The organism is Vibrio sp. 10N.286.51.B11 (assembly GCF_041469245.1).
Lineage (GTDB): Bacteria > Pseudomonadota > Gammaproteobacteria > Enterobacterales > Vibrionaceae > Vibrio > Vibrio crassostreae_C.
In genome coordinates, this window is record NZ_JBFRKI010000002.1 from 16,365 (window position 1) to 34,017 (window position 17,653).

At 45.0% G+C, this 17,653-nt stretch carries 18 protein-coding genes and 1 pseudogene; 14 read left to right on the top strand and 5 right to left on the bottom strand.

The annotated features are described in order from the left end of the window. Positions 1 to 44: 44 nt before the first annotated feature. The gene (phoU, locus tag AB4154_RS00360; protein ID WP_009848270.1) at positions 45 to 743 is read left to right on the top strand and encodes a phosphate signaling complex protein PhoU; all 699 of its coding nucleotides are present in this window, start codon (positions 45 to 47) and stop codon (positions 741 to 743) included. A gap of 9 nt (positions 744 to 752) precedes the next feature. On the opposite strand, the pseudogene AB4154_RS00365 reads toward phoU, so the two are convergent. The 3 genes and pseudogenes from AB4154_RS00365 to AB4154_RS00375 form a co-directional block, all read right to left on the bottom strand. Continuing rightward, a pseudogene (locus AB4154_RS00365) lies at positions 753 to 1,016 on the bottom strand (hypothetical protein); the annotation flags it as partial. 146 nt (positions 1,017 to 1,162) lie between these two features. Beyond that, positions 1,163 to 1,906, bottom strand: a complete 744-nt coding sequence (locus tag AB4154_RS00370; RefSeq protein ID WP_017062527.1) for a copper homeostasis protein CutC — start codon at positions 1,904 to 1,906, stop codon at positions 1,163 to 1,165. A 312-nt stretch (positions 1,907 to 2,218) separates the two neighbouring features. Then, the gene (locus tag AB4154_RS00375; RefSeq protein WP_017062526.1) at positions 2,219 to 2,827 is read right to left on the bottom strand and encodes a peroxiredoxin C; all 609 of its coding nucleotides are present in this window, start codon (positions 2,825 to 2,827) and stop codon (positions 2,219 to 2,221) included. A 210-nt stretch (positions 2,828 to 3,037) separates the two neighbouring features. Between AB4154_RS00375 and AB4154_RS00380 the strand changes: the two genes are divergently transcribed. Further along, on the top strand, positions 3,038 to 3,943 hold the full coding sequence (locus AB4154_RS00380) for a hydrogen peroxide-inducible genes activator (protein ID WP_017062525.1): 906 nt from the start codon (positions 3,038 to 3,040) through the stop codon (positions 3,941 to 3,943). Positions 3,944 to 4,012: 69 nt separating this feature from the next. Here AB4154_RS00380 and AB4154_RS00385 read toward each other — a convergent pair whose 3' ends face one another. Beyond that, the gene (locus AB4154_RS00385; RefSeq protein WP_017070674.1) at positions 4,013 to 4,459 is read right to left on the bottom strand and encodes a CBS domain-containing protein; all 447 of its coding nucleotides are present in this window, start codon (positions 4,457 to 4,459) and stop codon (positions 4,013 to 4,015) included. 335 nt (positions 4,460 to 4,794) lie between these two features. Here AB4154_RS00385 and queA point away from each other — a divergent pair, with 335 nt between their 5' ends. From queA to secF, 5 genes are all read left to right on the top strand, one after another. Beyond that, positions 4,795 to 5,847: a tRNA preQ1(34) S-adenosylmethionine ribosyltransferase-isomerase QueA gene (queA, locus tag AB4154_RS00390; RefSeq protein ID WP_372121920.1), complete on the top strand. Its 1,053-nt coding sequence runs from the start codon at positions 4,795 to 4,797 to the stop codon at positions 5,845 to 5,847. A gap of 195 nt (positions 5,848 to 6,042) precedes the next feature. Next, complete coding sequence (tgt, locus tag AB4154_RS00395) at positions 6,043 to 7,179, top strand: tRNA guanosine(34) transglycosylase Tgt (RefSeq protein WP_107899069.1); 1,137 nt, start codon at positions 6,043 to 6,045, stop codon at positions 7,177 to 7,179. Between the two features lie 111 nt (positions 7,180 to 7,290). After that, positions 7,291 to 7,620 carry a preprotein translocase subunit YajC gene (yajC, locus tag AB4154_RS00400; protein WP_010440492.1) on the top strand — a complete coding sequence of 110 codons (330 nt, stop codon included), beginning with the start codon at positions 7,291 to 7,293 and terminating at the stop codon, positions 7,618 to 7,620. A 20-nt stretch (positions 7,621 to 7,640) separates the two neighbouring features. After that, complete coding sequence (secD, locus tag AB4154_RS00405; protein WP_080967378.1) at positions 7,641 to 9,497, top strand: protein translocase subunit SecD; 1,857 nt, start codon at positions 7,641 to 7,643, stop codon at positions 9,495 to 9,497. Positions 9,498 to 9,511: 14 nt separating this feature from the next. Then, positions 9,512 to 10,459 (top strand): protein translocase subunit SecF, encoded by a 948-nt coding sequence (gene secF, locus AB4154_RS00410; RefSeq protein ID WP_048658840.1) that lies wholly within the window; start codon positions 9,512 to 9,514, stop codon positions 10,457 to 10,459. Between the two features lie 288 nt (positions 10,460 to 10,747). Here the strand turns inward: secF and suhB are convergent, their stop codons facing one another. Beyond that, on the bottom strand, positions 10,748 to 11,551 hold the full coding sequence (gene suhB / locus AB4154_RS00415) for an inositol-1-monophosphatase (RefSeq protein ID WP_017062836.1): 804 nt from the start codon (positions 11,549 to 11,551) through the stop codon (positions 10,748 to 10,750). A 181-nt stretch (positions 11,552 to 11,732) separates the two neighbouring features. On the opposite strand from suhB, the gene trmJ reads away from it, so the two are divergent. The 7 genes from trmJ to hscA all read left to right on the top strand — a co-directional run bounded on the left by trmJ (position 11,733) and on the right by hscA (position 17,646). Further along, on the top strand, positions 11,733 to 12,461 hold the full coding sequence (trmJ, locus tag AB4154_RS00420; protein WP_017062835.1) for a tRNA (cytosine(32)/uridine(32)-2'-O)-methyltransferase TrmJ: 729 nt from the start codon (positions 11,733 to 11,735) through the stop codon (positions 12,459 to 12,461). A 116-nt stretch (positions 12,462 to 12,577) separates the two neighbouring features. Further along, positions 12,578 to 13,099 (top strand): Fe-S cluster assembly transcriptional regulator IscR, encoded by a 522-nt coding sequence (iscR, locus tag AB4154_RS00425; RefSeq protein WP_010440512.1) that lies wholly within the window; start codon positions 12,578 to 12,580, stop codon positions 13,097 to 13,099. Between the two features lie 27 nt (positions 13,100 to 13,126). Next, positions 13,127 to 14,341 carry an IscS subfamily cysteine desulfurase gene (locus AB4154_RS00430; RefSeq protein ID WP_372121922.1) on the top strand — a complete coding sequence of 405 codons (1,215 nt, stop codon included), beginning with the start codon at positions 13,127 to 13,129 and terminating at the stop codon, positions 14,339 to 14,341. A gap of 33 nt (positions 14,342 to 14,374) precedes the next feature. Next, positions 14,375 to 14,752 (top strand): Fe-S cluster assembly scaffold IscU, encoded by a 378-nt coding sequence (gene iscU / locus AB4154_RS00435; protein WP_004740340.1) that lies wholly within the window; start codon positions 14,375 to 14,377, stop codon positions 14,750 to 14,752. Positions 14,753 to 14,849: 97 nt separating this feature from the next. After that, positions 14,850 to 15,173 carry an iron-sulfur cluster assembly protein IscA gene (gene iscA / locus AB4154_RS00440; RefSeq protein ID WP_010440519.1) on the top strand — a complete coding sequence of 108 codons (324 nt, stop codon included), beginning with the start codon at positions 14,850 to 14,852 and terminating at the stop codon, positions 15,171 to 15,173. An 84-nt stretch (positions 15,174 to 15,257) separates the two neighbouring features. Then, positions 15,258 to 15,773, top strand: coding sequence for a co-chaperone HscB (gene hscB, locus AB4154_RS00445; protein WP_372121924.1), 516 nt, complete (start codon positions 15,258 to 15,260; stop codon positions 15,771 to 15,773). 22 nt (positions 15,774 to 15,795) lie between these two features. After that, complete coding sequence (gene hscA / locus AB4154_RS00450) at positions 15,796 to 17,646, top strand: Fe-S protein assembly chaperone HscA (protein WP_017062518.1); 1,851 nt, start codon at positions 15,796 to 15,798, stop codon at positions 17,644 to 17,646. The last annotated feature ends 7 nt before the right edge of the window (positions 17,647 to 17,653 follow it).

The window sequence follows — 17,653 nt, forward strand, 5'->3', positions numbered from 1 at the left end:
CACTCTACAAAAATGGCTTTCTTCATTTCTTTCAAGGAGCAAGTATGCATTTCGGTCGCCACATTTCAGGGCAATTCAATGTCGAGTTAGAATCGATCCGTACTCATGTATTGACCATGGGCGGGTTAGTGGAGCAGCAACTCTCGTTTGCAATGCAGGCGCTTCATAAAGACGATGTTGAATTGGCCAAAAAAGTGATTCGTGATGACCACAAAGTGAATGCGATGGAAGTGTCGATTGATGAGGCTTGTACTCGAATCATTGCAAAGCGTCAGCCGACAGCGAAGGATCTGCGTTTGATTATGGCGATCATCAAAACGATTACCGATCTGGAACGTATTGGCGATGTTGCTTCTAAAATTGCGCAAGGTGCTATTGAGATCCCTTCAACCAAAGAGCAAAAATTCCATGTTTCGTTAGAGCCTCTTTGCCGTCAGGCAATCACCATGCTTCACCAAGTGTTAGATGCTTTTGCTCGTATGGATGTTGATGCGGCTGCTGAAGTTCACAAACTTGATGATAAGTTGGATGCGGAATACGAAGCCGTTATTCGTCAGTTAATGACCTATATGATGGAAGACCCTAAGAACATCCCTAATATTTTGCAGGTGATGTGGTCAGCTCGTGCGATTGAGCGAGTGGGAGACCGCTGCCAAAATATCTGCGAATACATTATTTACTTTGTGAAGGGTAAAGATGTACGTCACCTCGGTGATCAAAGCCTTGATGACGCACTAAAATAGAGCTTATCTTTAGAAGCTAATAATGGCACCAAGATTGAAATTGACCGTTGTGTCGTAAGGCACAAAGGTTTTGTTGTGATCAAAAATATTCATATCAACACCAGCACGTAATCCAAGCATTGGTGTCGCTTGGTAAACGTAGGCCCCGCCTAGGCTTATACCATGTGTTGTTTTCTCTTCTACTTCGCCTGAGCGCGTTTTCGTACCGTCATAACTTGCCACGCCAATTTCAGCCTGAAAGCCGTGGATTTGGTTTCTTCCAAACATGTTTTGCTTCGTAACAGGTTTAAATCAAGAGAGCTGAATAAGTCTTTAGCCATATCTATCCATGAAAATTTTCTGCGCTATTAAATCTAATATACGTCAGTCAGTTAGATTAGTCAGCGAGGTTCTCTGGATTTATGCTGGCGACTATTGCCCTAAGCGGTGAGGGCGGCTCTCACATCAGATATCTTACTCGCATCTGTCACTGGGATCTGATAATCATCAATATTATCACTGCCCATTTGAGCACTTGAGTTGTTTTCCATTAGACTCGGCCTTGTCGATTTACCTGAAAGGTGAAGAGCAGGTACTTGGGTAGCGCTTTGAATCATTTTGGCATTCGCAGCGTTAACGCCAGCCCCCGCCATGATATCAATTCGTCCATCGGCTTGTTTGACCATTGCAGCCAATACATCGATACCTTGCTCAGCATTAGCAGCAAGCCCTGATGTCAGGACTCTTTCGCATCCAAGTGTAATGATTTGTTCTAATGCTGCTTGGAAATCAGAGCTTTGATCGATGGCTCTGTGGAAGGTAATCCCAAGCTTTAACGAGTGCGCTTTGTCAGCCAGTTGTTGCATCTTTGGCATATCAATACTTCCGTTCGGCGCTAACACACCAAGTACGACCCCATCCAATCCTGCATTTGCGCAAGCTTCAATATCTTCAAGCATACAGAGCATATCGTCGTTATCGAAAATGAAGTCGCCTTGTCTTGGGCGTATCATAGCGTAGACCGGAACCGACGAAACTATTGCCGCTTGTTTCATCATTCCGAAGCTTGGAGTTAATCCGCCAAGTGCTAATGAAGAGCAAAGCTCAATTCGATTCGCGCCACCAGATAGTGCGGTATGAAGAGATTCTAAGTTATCGATACAGACTTCAATTTCGGTGTTCATCGTGTTTATCCGTTCAAAAAGATACTGATGAAATAATAGCAATCTAGGTGTGATTCTGAATAGATGGGGATAAGGGAAAATAGAGGTAAAGTTTAGGTTTATCGCTACCTCAATTATCTATTACAAGAGTCAGTCTAGGGGAGCGAGGAGGGGGAAAACAAAAAGCCCGAAGCGTTAACTTCGGGCTTTTAATAGGACTTTACTTCTTAACTGATTGGCGGTGCGCTTTGCGCTATTAGCTTATGCTTTATGTCTCTTTAATAGAGAGTCTTCCAACCATTAACCCGCGTTGAGTTCGGGCTTAAGAGGTAATTACTTGCTTAGGTCGTCAGCGTGCTCAGATAGGAATGCTGCAACACCTTTTGGAGATGCGTCCATACCTGATTTACCTTCTTCCCATTGTGCAGGACAAACTTCACCGTTCTTCTCGTGGAAGTTTAGTGCGTCTACCATGCGTAGCATTTCGTCGATGTTACGACCTAGTGGAAGATCGTTAACTACTTGGTGACGTACAAGACCGTCAGCGTCGATTAGGAAAGAACCACGGAAAGCAACGCCTGCTTCTGGGTGCTCAACATCGTATGCTTTGCAGATCTCGTGCTTAACGTCAGCAATTAGAGGGTATTTAACTTGACCAATACCGCCATCAGCGATAGCAGTGTTACGCCATGCGTTGTGAGAGAATTGAGAATCGATAGAAACACCGATTACTTCAACGCCTTTAGCTTGGAAATCTTCAAGACGGTTGTCGAAAGCGATTAGCTCTGAAGGACAAACGAAAGTGAAGTCTAGTGGGTAGAAGAAAACTACAGCTTTCTTACCTTTAGTGAATTCTGCGAAGTTGAAGTTATCAACGATCTCACCGTTACCTAGAACAGCTGCTGCAGTAAAGTCAGGGGCTTGACGACCTACTAGTACCATTTTGGAATCTCCTAAAAAATTAGTTGGCCCAACACATCTTTGTTTGGGCTCCGTTTCTACGGGACAAACTATAGTACAATCGGTACTATAGAAAAAAGCGAATTAAATAGATTAAGTTAATCGAAAAAAGCGATAAGCTTATTCTTTGTCCTGTCCTTAGGTCGAATGACCTTTACCTAACTTATCCTACTCATATTACAAAGTAATTTCATGAATAAATGGCCAAGTCTTAAGCAACTTCACTATCTTGTTACTCTTCACGAAACTCGTCATTTCAGTGATGCCGCAGATCGCTGTTTCGTCAGTCAATCTACGCTAAGTAAAGGCATTCAAAACCTAGAAGAGCTGATTGGTTGCCCGCTTTATGAGAAGAAAGATAAAAAGAGCCCGCTAGTTTTCACGCAAGCAGGTGAGCTGGTGGTCAAGCACGGTCGAGAGCTACTAGCGAAAGGACAAGATCTCGTAGAGCTTGGAAATCTATGTAACGGGGATGCGATGCAAGGGCAGCTGCGAGTCGGGTGTATTCCTACTATAGCGCCGTTCCTTTTGTGCGATTTGGTACAGGAAGCCAACCAGCGCTTTCCACAATTAAATTTGCTGTTACGTGAAGACACAACGACCAACCTATTGGCTGCGCTGCGTCATGGAGACTTAGATGTGCTGATTCTGGCTTTGCCTGTCGATATCGACAATATGGAAAGCCAAGTTGTTGGGCAAGACCCTTTCCGGATGGTGATCAGTCGCAATCAAGCTGATGGTATTCGCGTTCCGATTAAATACGATGACCTGCCAGACGAATCTGTATTTTTGTTGGAGAACGAGCATTGCTTAACCGAGCATGCTGTGTCGGCTTGTAAGTTAACGGATAAAGAGAAGATCAACCCGTTCACGGCGACGAGCCTTCACACATTGGTGCAAATGGTGGCCAATGGTTTAGGAACCACCTTTATTCCGCAAATGGCGATCGACCACGGTTTATTGGAAAACCAGAATCTCGTTGTGATCGATCCTCCTGGTCAGCAGGCCTACCGAGATATTGGCCTTGTCTGGCGACCAAGCTCTTCGCGTCGTGAGACATTCCATCAATTAGCGGATGTGGTATCTGAGCTTCTATAATAATCCGCTGCGACAACAATCCCTCTGAGCGGCTGAATTGGCCGCTCTTCTTTATATCAATTCCGAGCGTTACTCTACTTCAGCTTCTTCTGGCTCGACTTCTTCTTGCAGTTCAAGCAAGTTAATCGCGATGGTGACGAAGTCACTGTCGGTGATAATGCCTACTAGTTCGTGGTTTTCTACGACAGGTAAACAGCCCACTTTATGTTTCTGCATATAGATAGCCGATTCTTTTAATCCTGCACGTGGCTCTACTGACATAACACTTTTGTGCATGATGTCGTTGAGGGGAGTAGCAAGAGTAAAAGATTGAGCTTGTGGGATGTTTTGTAGGCTGGATTCTTGAGCGGCTAGAACGTCTCGTTGTGTGACAACACCGAGTAGCTTTCTATCGGAATCAACGACCGGAATATGGCGGATATCAAGCGCTTCCATCATGTGCTTAGCATCGGCCAGTGAGTGTGAGCGCAATAGGGTATGAGGGTTGCGAGTCATCATATCTTCAACCTTGATCATACGAACCTCCTTCTTTTTTATTTTGTTGCTATTACTATAGTTTTTTATCCTAAAAATAACTGAGATCTGACGCATTTTTGGGTGAGTTTTATGCAACTAATTCTTTAGTTTAAGGAGGTGAGTTAGTAGCATTATTTTACGCCTCTTTACAATAATCCATTGCTGTAAACCTTGCTATTGCGGCTCGTGTGCCTATACTAGCCCACTGCGAAATTTTTAGTCGTGTTTGCGATGTGTTTCCGGTAATGATTGACTTACCGTAACCATTGTTCAGCAACTACGATTGATGATTCGTCAACGGCACAAATCTCATCAACTAAGACAAGACTAGACACATGCAAGTTTCAGATTTTCACTTTGACCTACCAGATGAACTTATTGCTCGCTATCCTCAAGAAGAGCGTACAGCAAGCCGTCTGCTTAAATTAGACGGCAATAATGGCAACCTGACAGATGGTTCGTTTAAAGACGTTTTAGACTTGGTTGAACCAGGCGATCTTGTTGTTTTCAATAATACTCGAGTGATTCCTGCTCGTGTATTTGGTCGCAAGGCATCAGGCGGTAAGCTTGAAGTGCTGGTTGAGCGTATGCTTGATGAGAAAAGCATTCTTGCGCATGTTCGTTGTTCTAAATCACCGAAGCCGGGTACCAAGTTGTTCCTTGGTGAGAACGATGAATATGAAGCTGAAATGGTGGCGCGTCACGATGCGTTATTCGAAATCCATTTCACATCCGATCAAAGCGTTTTAGAGATTCTGAACAGTGTTGGTCATATGCCGCTACCTCCTTATATCGATCGTCCAGATGAAGACGCAGATAAAGAGCGTTACCAGACTGTCTATAATGAGAAGCCGGGAGCGGTTGCTGCGCCAACAGCAGGCCTGCACTTTGATGACAAGCTAATGGCTGACATGAAAGAAAAAGGTGTCGAATTTGCTTATGTGACGCTTCACGTTGGTGCTGGTACGTTCCAGCCAGTAAAAGTCGATAATATAAATGATCACCACATGCATGCTGAGTACGTTGAAGTCCCGCAAGAAGTGGTTGACGCCGTAGCTGCAGCAAAAGCTCGTGGCGGTCGTATTATTGCCGTTGGTACAACATCAGTACGCTCACTAGAAAGTGCAGCGCAAGATGCGTTGAAGAAAGGCACAGAGTTGGTTCCTTTCTTTGGTGACACTGAAATCTTTATCTTCCCTGGTTACGAATACCAGTTGGTGGATTGCTTGATTACCAATTTCCACTTACCAGAATCAACGCTGATTATGTTGGTGAGTGCATTTGCAGGTTACGACAATGTGATGGGCGCATACGATCACGCAGTGAAGAGCGAATATCGTTTCTTCAGCTACGGTGATGCCATGTTCATCAATAAGAAAATAAGCTAATTTAAGCTAGTTATAAACGATATACATAAGAATTTACGGGTGCTAGCAGTAAGCTAGGAGTCGGGCAGGGTGTCTGTCTAATCTCTCGCAAGGAATACGCGACCGCTCCTCATAGAACTCACTGGACTGAACTTTTGTTTGGCTTAAGGTTCTGAATTAACAGTCAGATTGTTTCTCTGGCATATTGGAGGCTTCGTGAAATTAAAATACGAACTTAAAAAAACTAATAGCGGCGCACGTCGTGGTCAACTTCAGTTTGAACGCGGTACCGTTGAAACCCCAGCATTCATGCCTGTAGGTACTTACGGTACTGTAAAAGGTATGACACCTGAAGAAGTGAAAGACACAGGCGCTGAAATCCTATTAGGTAACACATTCCACCTATGGCTACGTCCTGGTCAAGAAATCATGAAACTGCACGGTGACCTGCACGATTTCATGAACTGGCACGGTCCTATTCTGACTGATTCAGGCGGTTTCCAAGTATTCAGCCTAGGTGCAATGCGTAAGATCACTGAAGAGGGTGTTCACTTCCGTAACCCTGTAAACGGTGACAAGATCTTCATGGACGCTGAGAAGTCTATGGAAATCCAAAAAGACTTAGGTTCAGACATCGTAATGATCTTTGACGAGTGTACGCCTTACCCAGCGACACACAAAGAAGCAAAAGACTCAATGGAGATGTCTCTTCGTTGGGCTGAGCGTTCACGTAACCACTTCGACAAACTTGAAAACCCGAACTCACTATTCGGTATCGTTCAAGGTGGTGTGTACGAAGACCTTCGTGATGTATCTGTTAAAGGCCTAACTGAAATTGGTTTTGATGGTTACGCAGTTGGTGGTCTAGCAGTAGGCGAACCAAAAGAAGACATGCACCGTATTCTTGAACACACATGTCCTCAACTGCCGGAAGATAAGCCACGTTACCTAATGGGCGTAGGCAAACCAGAAGACCTAGTTGAAGGTGTTCGTCGTGGTATCGACATGTTTGACTGTGTAATGCCAACGCGAAATGCACGTAACGGCCACCTGTTTGTGACTGAAGGTGTGATCAAGATCCGTAATGCGAAGCATAAAACCGATACAACACCACTAGATTCAGAGTGTGACTGTTACACTTGTAAGAACTACAGCAAGTCGTACTTACACCATTTGGATCGTTGTAACGAAATCCTAGGTGCTCGACTGAACACGATTCATAACCTGCGTTTCTACCAACGAGTAATGTCAGACATTCGTCAGTCTATCGATGAAGACCGCTTTGAAGAGTTCGTTGCAGAGTTCTACGCAAGAATGGGGCGTGAAGTGCCACCACTAGGTAAAGAATCTTAGTATTTCTTTTTTGCGAGCCCTATCTCTCTTCCGAGTGATGGGGCTTGAAAATAAAGGGATGCAACCCAATTAGACAAACAATTACGAAAATATAAATAGAGGATGTTTTAAATGTTTATTTCTCAAGCTCACGCAGCAGCAGAAGGTGCACCAGCAGGCGGCGGTTTCGAAATGCTTATCATGCTAGGTATGTTCGCTGTGATCTTCTACTTCATGATCTACCGTCCACAAGCTAAGCGTGTTAAAGAGCACAAGAACCTTATGTCTTCTATGGGCAAAGGCGATGAAGTTCTTACAAGCGGCGGCCTAATCGGCAAGATCACTAAGATTGCTGAAGACAGCGACTACGTTGCTATCGAACTGAACGCAAACAACGAAGTAGTTATCAAGAAAGACTTCGTTACAGCAGTGCTACCAAAAGGTACTCTGAAATCTCTATAAACAGCTAGAGGATCCTCGCTGTGCTAAACCGTTACCCGTTATGGAAGTATTTGATGGTGGTGTTTGCCATCGCTATCGCTGCGTTGTACGCACTTCCAAATATATACGGTGAAGATCCGGCAGTTCAAGTTACAGGGGCGCGCGGCGCCTCTGTAGATATGTCTACGCTGGATGCTGTCACCAATGCTCTTGAAGCAGAAAACCTTTCTACTAAATCCGTTGCTCTCGAAAACGGTTCCATTCTTGTTCGCTTTAACGACACAGATACGCAAATTAGTGCCCGTGATATCATCACAGAAGCACTAGGCGATGACGTTATTGTTGCTTTAAACCTAGCGGCTTCAACTCCTGATTGGCTTGAATCTATTGGTGCTGCACCAATGAAACTTGGTCTTGATCTACGTGGTGGTGTTCACTTCTTAATGGAAGTGGATATGGACGCGGCGATGCAAAAGCTGGTTGGTCAACAAGAAGAAGCATTCCGTAGTGAACTTCGTGAAGAGAAAATCCGTTACCGTGCGATTCGCCCATCTGGTAAAGATGCGGTTGAAGTGATTCTGCGTAACGAAGAGCAGCTTGCTGAAGCGAAATCGCTACTGCAATCTAAGCACCAAGATATGACGTTCGTAGATTCTGAATCTAACGGTCGTTTCTCTTTGGTTGCAAGCTTTACAGAGGCTCGTCTTCAAGAAATCCGTAACTACGCGGTTGAGCAAAACATTACCATTCTACGTAACCGTGTTAACGAACTTGGTGTTGCTGAACCTTTGGTTCAACGTCAAGGTTCTAGCCGTATCGTAGTGGAATTGCCTGGTGTTCAAGACACGGCTCGCGCTAAAGAAATCCTTGGTGCTACCGCGACGCTTGAGTTCCGTGAAGTAGATAGCAGTGCTGATTTAGCCGCTGCCGCTTCTGGTCGTGCCCCTGCGGGTAGCGAAATCAAGCAAGATCGTGATGGTCGTCCTGTGGTACTTAAGAAGCGCGTTATTCTAGGCGGTTCAAGTATTACTGATGCAAGCTCAAGTGTTGATGAATATGGTCGTCCTCAAGTTAACATCTCGCTAGACAGCGAAGGTGGTAGCAAGATGTCTGCATTCTCTCGTCAGAATATCGGTAAGCTAATGGCGACGGTATTTGCAGAGTACAAAGACAGCGGTCGTAAAACACCGGAAGGTCGAGTTATCTTAAGTAAGCACGAAGAAGTGATTAACCAAGCGACGATTCAGTCTGCACTTGGTCGTAACTTCCGTATTACTGGTATCGACTCAACGGCTGAAGCTCATAACTTGGCACTTCTACTGCGTGCTGGTGCTCTGATTGCGCCTATCTCGATTGTAGAAGAACGTACGATTGGTCCATCTATGGGGCAACAAAACATCGATATGGGTATCATGGCGATGGTTTGGGGTATGGCTGCTGTAATGCTGTTTACGCTGCTTTACTACCGCAGCTTTGGTCTGATTGCGAACGTTGCGCTAATGGCTAACTTGGTGTTGATTATCGGTGTGATGTCGATGATTCCGGGGGCTACTATGACCCTGCCAGGTATTGCCGGTATCGTATTAACGGTCGGTATGGCGGTTGATGCCAACGTTCTGATCTTTGAGCGTATACGTGAAGAGCTTCGAGATGGACGTAGTCCACAACAAGCGATTCACCAAGGTTACGCGAACGCATTCAGCACAATCGCCGATGCCAACATCACCACGCTACTAACAGCAATTATTCTATTTGCTGTGGGTACTGGTGCTATCAAAGGCTTCGCGGTAACGCTGTCTATCGGTATCTTGACTTCAATGTTTACAGCTATTGTGGGAACACGTTGTATCGTGAACCTGATGTATGGCGGCAAACGCGTTAAAAAACTGTCGATCTAAGGCTAGGAATTAATATGTTTCAGATTCTAAAAGCAGACAAAATGATCGACTTTATGCGTTGGTCAAAGGTTGCCTTTGTTTTTTCTATCTTGATGATTGGTACTGCTATCTTCACCCTAACAACGAAATCGTTGAACTGGGGTCTAGATTTTACTGGCGGTACTCTGATTGAAGTTGGTTTTGAACAACCGGCACACCTTCCTGATATCCGTAGTGCACTAGAAGCCGAAGGCTTTGGTGATGCAACGGTACAGAACTTCGGTTCAGCTCGTGATGTGATGGTTCGTTTACGTCCACGTGATGGCGTAGCGGGCGAAACGCTTGGTAACCAAATCCTTTCTGCTATTGAGAATGGTACTGGTGAGCAAGTTGAAATGCGTCGTATCGAGTTCGTTGGTCCTAACGTAGGTGATGAGCTAACAGAAGCGGGTGGCCTTGCTATCCTAGTTTCTCTTATCTGTATCTTGATCTACGTATCAGTGCGATTTGAATGGCGTTTGGCTGCGGGTGCGGTATTAGCACTGGCGCACGATGTTATCATCACACTTGGTGTGTTCTCTCTAATGCAAATTGAGGTCGACCTTACCATCGTAGCAGCCTTGCTAACGGTAGTCGGTTACTCCCTCAACGATACCATCGTTGTATTCGACCGTATTCGTGAGAACTTCCGTAAGATGCGTAAAGGTGAAGCGCCTGAAGTACTGAACAGCTCAATCACACAAACATTGAGTCGTACATTGATCACTTCTGGTACCACGTTATTCGTAGTTATCGCACTGTTCGTTCAGGGCGGCGCTATGATTCACGGCTTCGCAACTGCCCTTCTATTGGGTATTACGGTTGGTACTTACTCTTCTATCTACGTTGCATCTGCACTAGCAATGAAGTTGGGTATTACACGTGAACACCTAATGCCACCACAAGTGGAAAAAGAAGGTGAAGAGTTTGACGAAATGCCTTAGGCCTTGGCTTAACAAGTTTCGCTAAACCAAAAAAACCGCTAGGCAACTAGCGGTTTTTTTACGTCTGTATATTGTCGATAAGATCAATGTAACTTATCGGCAAGTTGAGTTGCATATATTGTCACTAAGAGCACCATTTTCGTATTTCGTATTTCGTATTTCGTATTTCGTATTTCGTATTTCGTATTTCGTATCTCAAATCGCAGATACAAAAAAGCCTCGCTATCTAGCGAGGCTTTGGAGTTTTTATGCGCCCTTAAAACAGAGAGCTTTAACGTAAGGTCTGAATTATTTCAGCATACCTTCGTTAGCGTTCTCACGAACGTGCTTAAGAATAGACTTAACACCACGTGCGCTTGAAGCAACAACATTACCAGAAGTCATGTAATCAGTACCGCCAGCGAAGTCAGTCATGATAGCACCAGCTTCACGAGCGATTAGGTCGCCAGCTGCTAGATCCCATGGCTTAAGGCCTAGTTCTAGGTAACCATCAACACGGCCAGCTGCTAGGTAACATAGGTCAAGAGCAGGAGAACCTGTACGACGGAAATCAGCACAGTCAATGAATAGACCAGAGATGATCTTCATGAAAGATTCAGAGTGTTGTTTTTGCTTGAATGGGAAACCAGTCGCTAGAACAGTACCTTGAAGGTCTTTTAGTTGAGTAACACGCATACGAGCGTTGTTAAGTTGAGCGCCAGCGCCACGTTGAGCTGTGAATAGCTCGTTTAGCATTGGGTCATAAACACAAGCAACTTCTGTACGACCGTTCATGCGAACAGCGATAGATACAGAGAAGTGAGGGAAACCTTTTACAAAGTTGTTGGTGCCATCTAGTGGGTCAACGATCCATTGTACGTCAGAGTCTTTACCTTCAGTCAGGCCTTTCTCTTCAGAAATAATGCTGTGCTCTGGGTAAGATGCTTTGATTGTCTCAATGATCATGTACTCAGCTTCTTGAGCAATGTTAGTAACGTAATCGTTGTTACCTTTTAGAGACGACTCGATCTTATCAGTTGTTTCTAGAGATTTAGCAATATGGTTGCCAGCTTTACGCGCAGCGCGTATCGCAATGTTTAGCATTGGATGCATATGGTTTTTCCCACAAGATGTTAAAGAACAATTTAAAGCGGCGGCGAGTATACCAAAGTTTTACCAAAAGGGAAGTGGTTATTTTTTGAACTCTTGGTTTCACATTGCGCGAAGGGTCTGACCATTTTACTTTGCTATGTGTTAATATCTCGCGATTATTTTTAAAGTGGTGTCATATAGCATGTTAGACAATGTAAAAGTCGTTCTGGTTGGTACGTCTCATTCGGGAAATATCGGATCAGCAGCTCGCGCAATGAAAGTGATGGGTTTGAGTCAATTAGTTCTTGTAGACCCTCAATGTGAAGTTGACGAGCAGACCTTAGCACTGGCTGCGGGTGCTGGTGACATCGCAGAAAACGCGACTATCGTTTCCACACTGGACGAAGCAGTAAAAGACTGTGGTTTAGTGGTTGGTTCGAGTGCTCGTTCACGCACACTTGAATGGCCAATGCTTGAGCCTCGTGAGTGTGGACAAAAATTTGCAATTGAAGGTCAGAAGCACCCAGTAGCATTAGTATTCGGCCGTGAGCGTACGGGCTTGACTAACGATGAGCTTCAGAAGTGCCACTTCCATGTATGTATCCCAGCTAACCCTGAATACAGCTCGCTAAACCTAGCAATGGCGGTACAGACTCTGAGCTACGAAGTGCGTGTCGCCCACCTTGATATGGTCGCTAGCCAATATCAACCACAGCAACAAGATGAGTACCCTCGTCACGAAGAACTAGAAATGTTCTACGAGCACCTTGAAAAAGTGATCATTGATACCCAATTTATCTCTAAGGATAAGCCGGGGCAGGTGATGAATAAGCTGCGTCGTCTGTTTAGCCGAGCTCGTCCAGAGCTGCAAGAGATCAATACTCTACGTGGCATTTTGACTTCAATTGAGAAGAGCAAAAACGATAAATAAAGCCCATGTGAAAACTAAGGGTGAATACCTGACTAAAATAGTCAACTAAATACTTGACCAATTTAGTCGGGTATGGGAAGATTCCAACCACATAAACAATGTGGATACGGTGTGATATGAAACTTACATCTAAAGGAAGATATGCGGTAACAGCTATGCTCGATGTAGCACTGCATTCGCAAAAAAGCCCAGTTCCTCTGGCTGACATTTCAGAGCGACAAGGCATCTCGTTATCTTACTTAGAGCAACTTTTTTCTAAGTTACGTAAAGCTGGCTTAGTTGCTAGTGTTCGCGGCCCTGGTGGTGGTTACCGTTTAGGTGCTGAAGCGAGCGACATCGCTGTCGGAACTGTGATTGCAGCAGTAGACGAATCAGTTGATGCGACTAAGTGTCACGGTCGAGCAGATTGCCAGGGTGGTAGTCGTTGTTTAACTCACACTCTATGGCGTGATTTAAGCTCCCGAATCAGCAGCTTCTTAAACGACATTACGCTCGGTGAGCTAATGAAAGATAACGAAGTTTTAGAAATTTCTGATCGTCAAGATATCGATCTTGCGGTTAATAATGGTTTTGCACATAAAAATACGAGCACTACAACGATTAGTGCAGCACCTCACGGTGTTAATGCCCGCTCTTAGCGGTCAGTTTTTACATTGGAGTAGAAAATGAAACTGCCTATTTACTTTGACTATTCAGCTACATGCCCAGTCGATGCACGAGTTGCTGAGAAAATGGTTCAGTGCATGACGATGGACGGTAACTTCGGTAACCCTGCATCTCGTTCACACCGTTACGGCTGGCAGGCAGAAGAAGCAGTAGATAATGCTCGTGAGCAAATTGCTGACCTATTAAATGCAGACCCACGTGAGATTGTTTTCACTTCAGGTGCTACAGAGTCAGACAACCTTGCTATTAAAGGTGCAGCGCACTTTTACGAGAAGAAAGGTAAGCACGTAATTACGTGCAAAACAGAACATAAAGCGGTTCTTGATCCATGTCGCCAACTAGAGCGTGAAGGTTTTGAGGTAACTTACCTTGAGCCAGAAGCAAACGGCATCATCGATCTAGACAAGCTACAAGCTGCAATGCGTGAAGACACTGTTCTAGTTTCTATCATGCACGTTAACAACGAGATTGGTGTAATCCAAGATATCTCTGCAATCGGCGAATTATGTCGTTCTCGTAAGATCATCTTCCACGTTGATGCGGCTCAGTCTGCGGGTAAAATCCCACTAGACGTACAAGAGATGAAAGTTGACCTAATCTCACTTTCAGCTCACAAAATGTATGGCCCTAAAGGTATCGGTGCACTTTACGTTCGTCGTAAGCCACGTATTCGTCTTGAAGCGCAAATGCACGGCGGCGGTCATGAGCGTGGTTTCCGTTCAGGTACGCTTGCTACTCACCAAATCGTGGGTATGGGCGAAGCTTGTGCTGTTGCTAAGCAAGACATGCAGAAAGATTACGATCACGCACTAGCACTTCGTGAGCGCCTATTGAAAGGTGTTCAAGATCTAGAAGCGGTAACGGTAAACGGTGACTTAGACCAACGTGTACCACACAACCTAAACGTGAGCTTCGCTTTCGTTGAAGGTGAGTCTCTGCTTATGTCTCTAAAAGACCTAGCAGTATCATCAGGTTCTGCATGTACATCAGCAAGCCTAGAGCCTTCATACGTTCTACGTGCTCTTGGCCTGAACGATGAACTGGCACACAGCTCAGTACGTTTCTCATTCGGCCGTTTCACAACGGAAGAAGAAATCGACTACGCGATTGCACAAATTCGTGTAGCGGTAAACAAATTACGCGACATGTCTCCTCTATGGGATATGTATAAAGAAGGGATTGATTTGAACACTGTTGAGTGGGCTCATCACTAATCTCACGGAAATAGAGGATTCGAGGTAACTATCATGGCATATAGCGAAAAAGTAATTGATCACTACGAAAACCCACGTAACGTAGGTTCGTTTGATAAAGAAGACCCAAGTGTTGGTAGCGGTATGGTTGGCGCACCAGCTTGTGGTGACGTAATGAAACTGCAAATCAAGGTAACGCCAGAAGGCATTATCGAAGATGCAAAATTCAAAACTTACGGTTGCGGCAGCGCAATCGCTTCTAGCTCACTAGTAACTGAGTGGGTTAAAGGCAAAAGTATTGATGAAGCGGCAGCTATCAAAAACTCTGAAATCGCAGAAGAGCTAGAGTTGCCACCAGTGAAAGTTCACTGTTCAATTCTTGCTGAAGATGCAATCAAAGCAGCTGTTGCGGATTACAAAAAGAAGCGTTAATCGTCTCATTAAGTAATCACAAAAAATAAGCAATATTTGGGAGCATCCTTTGTGCTCCCCCTGAGTTCTCAATTTATATAAAACACAAGGTTGTAGTATGGCCATCACCATGACAGATACGGCAGCAAGCCGAGTTCAAGCTTTCCTAGATAACCGAGGTAAAGGTATCGGGTTGCGCTTAGCGGTAAAAACTACTGGCTGTTCGGGTATGGCGTATGTACTGGAATTCGTTGACGAGCTTAACGAAGAAGACGAAGTGTTCGAGCATTCAGGTGTTAAGGTCATCATTGATCCAAAGAGCCTAGTTTACCTAGACGGTACTGAGCTTGATTACGTAAAAGAAGGCCTAAACGAAGGTTTTGAATTCAACAACCCGAACGCGAAAGGCGAATGTGGTTGTGGTGAGAGCTTCAACGTATAAACGCTTCAATCGTTAAGCGTTTATAGTGAGCGAAGAATAAAATTAGGCTCTGATTGAAGAGCCTAAACTTAGGACCACCGTTACATGAATCATTTCGAATTATTTGGGCTACCACTTCAGTTTCAACTGGATGGTAGCCTTCTTTCTTCTCAGTTTAGAGATCTGCAACGCCAATTCCACCCTGATAAATTTGCCACTGCTTCTGAGCGTGATCGCTTGCTAGCCGTGCAAAAAGCTGCGCAAATCAATGATGCGTATCAGGTATTGAAACATCCAATCAGCCGAGCTGAGTACCTGTTAGTGCAACATGGTGAGGATATTCGTGGTGAACAGCAGACCCTGCAAGATCCTATGTTCTTGATGGAGCAAATGGAATTGCGTGAAGAGCTTGAAGAGATCGCCGACAGTTCTGACCCTGAAGATGCTTTGTTTGCATTTGAAGGAAAGGTTAGCAAAATGTATAAACAACAATTAAGCGCTATCCAACAAGAACTCGACAGTGAGGCTTGGCTAGAAGCTGCAGACCGAGTAAGAAAGCTTAAGTTTATTGCAAAATTAAAGAATGAAATCGAGTTAGTTGAAGATCGTTTGATCGGCTAGTTCGTATAACAAGGACACATCCATGGCACTACTTCAGATTGCAGAACCAGGGCAAAGCGCCGCTCCTCACCAGCACAAGCTTGCAGTGGGTATTGATTTAGGTACAACAAACTCATTGGTTGCGTCAGTGCGCAGTGGTGAGGCAAGCACGCTTGTTGATCAACAAGGTCGCAGTATTCTCCCTTCCGTTGTTCACTATCAGTCAGAGTCGTACACCACTGGTGATGAAGCGCGTGTAAATGCACAAACTGATCCTAAAAATACCATTATCTCAGTTAAGCGATTAATCGGTCGTTCACTGTCAGATATTCAACAGCGATACCCATCTCTGCCATATCAGTTTGAAGAAAGTGATAATGGCCTGCCTGTGATTAACACAGCGCAAGGAAATAAGAACCCAATTCAAGTATCTGCAGATATTCTTCGTGCACTCGGTCAACGTGCTGAGTCGACGTTAGGTGGTGAATTGGCTGGTGCCGTGATTACCGTCCCTGCGTACTTTGATGATGCACAACGTGCAGGTACCAAAGACGCAGCGCAACTTGCTGGTCTTCATGTGTTACGTCTTCTTAATGAACCCACTGCAGCTGCGATTGCTTATGGCTTGGATTCAGGTAAAGAAGGGGTAATCGCTGTTTATGACTTAGGCGGTGGTACGTTTGATATCTCTATCCTACGCCTGTCTAAAGGTGTCTTCGAAGTTTTAGCAACCGGTGGTGACTCTGCATTAGGCGGCGATGACTTTGACCATTTAATTGCGGATCATTTCCAAGAGCAAATGGGCTTGTTAGAGCTGACAGCAGAACAGAACCGTATTCTTCTAGACGCAGCAACAGAAGCGAAGATTGGCTTATCTGAAGCTGAAAGCGTTAATGTTGAAGCACTAGGTTGGTCTGGCTCTTTAACTCGTGAAGAGTTCGAAGAGATCATCAAGCCACTAGTTAAGAAAACGCTGCTTTCGTGCCGCCGAGCACTGAAAGATGCGGAAGTTGACGCGGATGAAGTACTAGAAGTCGTGATGGTAGGTGGTTCAACTCGTACCTTACTTGTTCGTGAAATGGTCGGTGGCTTCTTTGGTCGTACTCCATTAACCAGTATTAACCCTGATGAAGTGGTTGCGATTGGCGCATCGATTCAAGCGGATATCTTAGTTGGCAACAAGCCTGACTCTGAGATGCTGCTATTGGATGTTATCCCTCTGTCACTGGGTATCGAAACCATGGGTGGCTTAGTCGAAAAGATCATCCCTCGTAATACCACGATCCCAGTTGCTCGTGCACAAGAGTTTACCACGTTCAAAGACGGTCAAACTGCAATGACAGTACACACCGTGCAAGGCGAGCGTGAGATGGTTGATGACTGTCGTTCACTGGCTCGATTTGCTCTGAAAGGCATCCCGCCGATGACTGCAGGTGCTGCTCATATTCGTGTTACTTACCAAGTGGATGCTGATGGCCTGCTATCGGTTACCGCAATGGAGAAGAGCACTGGCGTTCAAGCTGAAATCCAAGTTAAGCCTTCTTACGGTCTAAGCGACAACGAAGTGGCTAGCATGCTGAAAGATTCGATGACGTTTGCAAAAGAAGACATGCAAGCGCGTGCTCTTGCTGAGCAACGCGTAGAAGCGGATCGCGTTATCGAAGGCCTTATCGCTGCAATGCAAGCCGACGGTGACGAGCTACTTGATGAGCAAGGCAAACAACAACTTGTTCAAGCGATTGAAGCACTGATTGAAGTGCGTAATGGCGACAACGCTGATGCTATTGAACTAGAAATTAAGAATACCGACAAAGCGAGCCAAGACTTTGCTTCTCGTCGTATGGATAAATCAATTCGTGCTGCACTGTCAGGTCAGTCAGTCGATAATATTTAATAGTTAG